This window comes from Pseudomonas sp. BAV 4579, assembly GCF_009765395.1.
In the GTDB taxonomy this organism is placed as follows: Bacteria; Pseudomonadota; Gammaproteobacteria; order Pseudomonadales; family Pseudomonadaceae; genus Chryseomonas; species Chryseomonas aestiva.
This window is the reverse complement of record NZ_WHOV01000147.1, coordinates 1-2,768: the sequence shown is the minus strand read 5'-3', so window position 1 is coordinate 2,768 and position 2,768 is coordinate 1. Positions and strand designations below refer to the sequence as shown.

Annotated in this window: 2 protein-coding genes; both read right to left on the bottom strand. The window is 68.7% G+C overall.

Features of this window, described 5'->3' with window-relative positions:
• Window positions 1-1,032 (bottom strand): urea ABC transporter permease subunit UrtC (gene urtC, locus GSQ95_RS22650; RefSeq protein ID WP_158973920.1); only part of this gene is annotated, 1,032 nt, incomplete at its 3' end.
• A complete protein-coding gene (gene urtB, locus GSQ95_RS22645) occupies window positions 1,029-2,597 on the bottom strand; it encodes an urea ABC transporter permease subunit UrtB (RefSeq protein ID WP_158896724.1) in 1,569 nt (522 codons plus the stop codon). The genes urtB and urtC, both read right to left, overlap by 4 nt.
• Between the last annotated feature and the right edge of the window lie 171 nt (window positions 2,598-2,768).

The window sequence follows — 2,768 nt, the reverse complement described above, 5'->3', positions numbered from 1 at the left end:
ATAGAGGGTGACGACGATGAACAGGGCGCCGAGAAAGAACAGCCAGTATTCGGGAAAGGCCACGGTGAACCAGCTCTTGGCGCCGTTGACGATGCCGGCGCCGAGCACCGGGCCGATCAGGCTGCCGCGTCCGCCGAGGGCGACCCAGATGGCCGCTTCGATGGAGTTGGTCGGGACCATCTCGCTGGGGTTGATGATGCCCACCTGGGGCACATAGAGGGCGCCGGCCAGGCCGCAGAGCACCGCCGAGAGCACCCAGACGAACAGCTTGAAGCCGCGGGGATCGTAGCCGCAGAAGGTCACCCGGTTCTCGGCGTCGCGGATCGCCGTGAGGATGCGGCCGAACTTGCTCTGCGCCAGGCGCCAGCCCAGCCAGAGGCTGGCGGTCAGTAGAGCCACGGTGAGCAGGAAGAGCACCGCGCGGGTGCCCTGGGCGGCCACCGGAAAGCCCAGCAGGGTGGTGAAGCCGGTGAAGCCGTTGTTGCCGCCGAAGCCGGTCTCGTTGCGAAAGAACAGCAGCATGCCGGCAAAGGTCAGCGCCTGGGTCATGATCGAGAAGTAGACGCCCTTGATCTTCGAGCGGAAGGCGAAGAAGCCGAACGCCAGGGCCAGCAGACCGGGGGCCAGGACCGCCAGGCACAGCGCCCAGAGGAAATGGTCGGTGCCGGCCCAGAACCAGGGATAACTGGTCCAGGAGAGAAAGCTCATGAAGGGGGGCAGCCCGTCGCCGGCGGCCTGGCGCATCAGGTACATGCCCATGGCGTAGCCGCCGAGGGCGAAGAACAGCCCGTGGCCGAGGGAGAGCATCCCGGCATAGCCCCAGACCAGGTCCAGGGCCAGGGCGACGATGGCGTAGCAGAGGATCTTGCCCACCAGGGTCAGGGTGTAGGCCGAGACCTGGAAGGCATTGTCGGCCGGCAGCAGGGACAGCAGCGGCAGGGCGATCAGTACGGCGAGGGCCAGGCCGAGCACGGCCAGGCTCAGGCGCGGCCCGGCCTTCTGCACAGCGGTAAGCGCGAGTGGCTGGTTCAATCGATGACCCTTCCCTTGAGGGCGAACAGGCCCTGGGGCCGCTTCTGGATGAACAGGATGATCAGGCCGAGGATGAGGATCTTGCCCAGCACGGCGCCGATCTGGGGTTCGAGGATCTTGTTGACGATGCCCAGGCCGAAGGCCGCCAGCACGCTGCCGGCCAGTTGGCCGACGCCGCCGAGCACCACCACCAGGAAGGAGTCGATGATGTAGCTCTGGCCGAGGTCCGGGCCGACGTTGCCGATCTGCGACAGGGCCACGCCACCGAGACCGGCGATGCCGGAGCCAAGGCCGAAGGCGAGCATGTCGATGCGCCCGGTGGGGACGCCGCAGCAGGCGGCCATGTTGCGATTCTGGGTCACGGCGCGCACGTTGAGGCCCAGCCGGGTCTTGTTCAGCAGGGCCCAGGTCAGGACCAGCACGAAGACCACGAAGCCGAGGATGATCACCCGGTTCCACGGCAGGAGCAGGTTGGGCAGCACCTGGATGCCGCCGGACAGCCAGGCCGGGTTGGCCACCTCGACGTTCTGGGCGCCGAACAGCACCCGCACCGCCTGGATCAGCATCAGACTGATGCCCCAAGTGGCCAGCAAGGTTTCCAGCGGTCGGCCATAAAGATGGCGGATCACGGTGCGCTCCAGCGCCATGCCGATGGCGGCAGTGACGGCGAAGGCTACCGGCAGTGCCAGCAGCGGATACCAGGCCAGCCACTCGGGGGCCAGGCGCTGCAGGGTCAGCTGCACCATATAGGTGCTGTAGGCGCCGAGCATCAGCATCTCGCCATGGGCCATGTTGATGACGCCGAGCAGGCCATAGGTGATGGCCAGGCCCAGGGCGGCGAGCAACAGGATGGAGCCCAGCGACAGCCCGGTGAAGGCCTGGCCGAGCAGATCGCCCAGCAGCAGCTTGCGGTCCACCTGGGCCAGGCCGGTAGCGGCGGCCTTGCGGACGTCTTCGTTGGCTTCCACCGTGGGATCGAGCAGGGCCTGCAGGCGGGTCTTGGCCTGGGGCTCGCCGGATTCGCCGAGCAGGCGTACCGCGGCCAGGCGCACGGCGGGATCGGGATCGGTCAGCTGCAGGTTGGCCAGGGCGGCGGCGAGGGCGCCTCGCACTTCCTTGTCGGCTTCGCTCTGCAGGCGTTTTTCCAGGAAGGCACGCTGCTCGGGCTTGGCCTCCTGGCGCAGGGCCTGGGCGGCGGCCAGGCGCACGCCGGCATCCGTGGACAGCAGCCCGCCGCTGGCCTGGGCAGCGCCGATGAGGATGCGCAGGCGGTTGTTCAGGCGGATCTGCTTGGGCGTGCCGGTGGGCGCCGTGGCGTCCCCTTCGGCGGCGCTGTAGCTATCGCCGGTCTTGTAGAAGGGGCGCTTGTCTTCGTCGACATAGAAGCGGCCGTCCTGCAGTGCTTGGAGCACCGGGAGTTGGGCGGGATCGGGCGCGGCGGCCCAGTCCTGCAGCAGCTTGGCCTGGTCGTTGGCGCTGGCGGCGGCCAGCTCGGCGGCGGGACCGGCCTGGGCGGTGCCCACGAGCAGCAACAGCAGGGGCAGAAGAAAAAGGCGTAGGGACATGCTCGGCCTCGTCGATGGGTAAAGGCTCCTGCGCGACGTCTCCCGGGGGAGGGCGGGCGTGGCCTCGTTTCTGGTGCCGGGCACCGGGCATTGTGGCCGGATGCGCTGGCGGGCCCTCACCCCGGCCCTCTCCCGGGGGGAGAGGGGAGGAGCGGAGCGGTGGTGGTGCGG